The sequence below is a fragment of the Nocardioides sp. P5_C9_2 genome (assembly GCF_054049555.1).
Map to the genome: position 1 here is coordinate 1 of NZ_JBFUMD010000574.1, position 2,173 is coordinate 2,173.

Here is a 2,173-nt window from a genome sequence, read left to right on the forward strand (position 1 = left end):
CGTCGGTCGTGAGAGAGGGCCCTGTGACCGGCGAACCCACCCCCGCCATGCACATCGGCGAGGTCGCCGCACGGACCGAGCTGTCGCTGCGCAGCCTGCGGCACTGGGAGGAGGTCGGCCTGCTCCGGCCGTCGGGCCGCTCCGAGGGCGGGTTCCGCCTCTACACCGAGGGCGACGTGGAGCGGATCCTGGTGATCCGGCGGATGAAGCCCCTCGGCTTCACCCTGGAGCAGATGAGCGCCGTCATGCGGGACATCGAGGCGCTGGAGTGCGGGGAGGAGGCCGGCGCAGCTGACGGGCGCGAGCGTCTGGCCGGCGTCCTGACCGAGGCCGCCGAGCGCCGCGCCCAACTGGTCCGTCAGCTGGCCATGGCCGACGAGTTCATCGAGCTGCTGGGCGAGYGGCTCGCCTGAACCACGCGTGGTCGGCTCCCACCGCCGCCGTCAGCCGCCGTCATCGACAGCGAAGCGCCCGGTCGGGACGTGACCGGGCGCTTCGCGTGCGTGTGGCCAGGGGCGGGGTCGAACCGCCGACCTACCGATTTTCAGTCGGTCGCTCGTACCAACTGAGCTACCTGGCCAAGCGCGTGGAATGCTACATGAGCGCCGCTGGCTGCGAGGAATCGGCCAGTCGTCGATACGGTGCCGCGGCCTGGCCCCGCGTGGACGGTCAGGCGAGGCGGCCGTCGGTGACGGGCAGCTCGATCCAGAACGCYGAGCCACGCCCGGGGGTGGACTGGGCGTCCACCGTGCCGCCGTCGCGCTCGGCGAGGGAGCGGGACAGCGAGAGGCCGAGACCCGTGCCCTTCACGCCCGGACGGGCGAACCGGACGAACGGGTCGAACACGTCGCGCAGCTCATCGGGCGTCAGGCCGGCGCCGGTGTCCCGGACGATGACGCGCAGCCGGGGCTCGCCGGACTCCCCGCGCAGGGCCCGGGTCGAGACCTCGACCGAGCCGCCCGGGTTGTGCACCACGGCGTTGCCGATCAGGTTGGACAGCACCTGCCGGAAGCCGGCCGCGTGGGCCCACACGGTCTCGCCGGGCGGGATCGAGCAGCGGAGGCTCACGTCGGAGGCGCGTGCCGTGGCGCGGTGCCAGTGCAGGACGTCCTCCACCGCGGCGGCCACCTCGAGGCTCTCGCGAGCCTCCTCGGTGCCCATCGTGCGGCCGGCGGTCAGCAGGTCCTCGACGACGGCCATCAGCTGCTCGCAGGCCCGCAGGATGACCCCGCCGTCACGACCCACGGCCTCGGCGAACGGGTCCGCATCGTGCTGCTCGGCCTCGTCGACGAGCATCTCGGTGTAGCCGACGATCGCGGTGAGAGGAGTGCGCAGCTCGTGGCCGATCGAGGCGAAGAAGTGCTGCTGCGCCTCACGGGTCTGGGCCCCCGCCGCCACCGCGTCCGCGAGGGAGCGGCGGGCCTGCTCCAGGGCGATGCGGGACGTGAGGGCCGCATGGAGCAGTCGAAAGTCCGCAACACTCTCGTCCGACCACGGGCCGTGCGCAGTGCCCCCCATGGCCAGGCTGCCGTACACCACCCCGTCGGCCACCTGGATTCCGACCACCATGCTGCGGATGCCGCACGTAGCGAGCTCCCGCCGGTCCTGCTCAGCGTCCGGCGGCAGGAGGTGAGCGTCAGGTACCGCGACGACTGCGCGGCGACCGTGTTGAGACACCCATGGCATCGACAGGGTGGCCTCTGGCCCGGCGCCAGGGGCGGGGGCGACCGAACACCGGGCGCCTGGGCGCAACCACTCGCGGATGTAGGCGCGCTGTCCGAGATGCGTCCAGGCCGACGCCTCTTCGGGCGCGAACGTCGTCAGAGCAGCGGTGACTGACTCCACGCGCGTGGAGGTGAGCAGGTGAGCGGCCACCTGTTCGTACGCCTGGTCCAGCGGTGTGGCAGTGTCGAGGATGGTCGCGGTGAGGCGTGACGCGGCCGGCGACACGGCGGCATCCTGCGACACGTACTGGAGCGCAGACCCATCGGTCATGAGTCAGACCCCTCCCAGAGCTCGACTGCGAGCGATGCAGGCTTTGGCAATATCCCCCTGCTCTGGTCGATTGTGACGGACGCAGCCAACGAGATGGAGCGCCGCCCCGTCCATGATGCGAGGTCCCGCAGGAGGGCGAGGCCCAGGGTGCGGCCGGGGCATGCGTGCGCGCCGGCAC

General features: G+C 72.1%; 2 protein-coding genes and 1 tRNA gene. 1 reads left to right on the top strand and 2 read right to left on the bottom strand.

Annotation, left to right across the window (positions count from 1 at the left end):
- Positions 1-23 precede the first annotated feature (23 nt).
- Complete coding sequence (locus tag ACXJKL_RS19795; RefSeq protein ID WP_457208712.1) at positions 24-413, top strand: helix-turn-helix domain-containing protein; 390 nt, start codon at positions 24-26, stop codon at positions 411-413.
- A gap of 93 nt (positions 414-506) precedes the next feature.
- Here the strand turns inward: ACXJKL_RS19795 and ACXJKL_RS19800 are convergent.
- Together ACXJKL_RS19800 and ACXJKL_RS19805 are read right to left on the bottom strand one after the other, a co-directional pair.
- Positions 507-580: transfer RNA gene (locus ACXJKL_RS19800), tRNA-Phe, on the bottom strand.
- A gap of 89 nt (positions 581-669) precedes the next feature.
- The gene (locus tag ACXJKL_RS19805) at positions 670-1,569 is read right to left on the bottom strand and encodes a sensor histidine kinase (RefSeq protein ID WP_457208713.1); all 900 of its coding nucleotides are present in this window, start codon (positions 1,567-1,569) and stop codon (positions 670-672) included.
- Positions 1,570-2,173 lie beyond the last annotated feature (604 nt).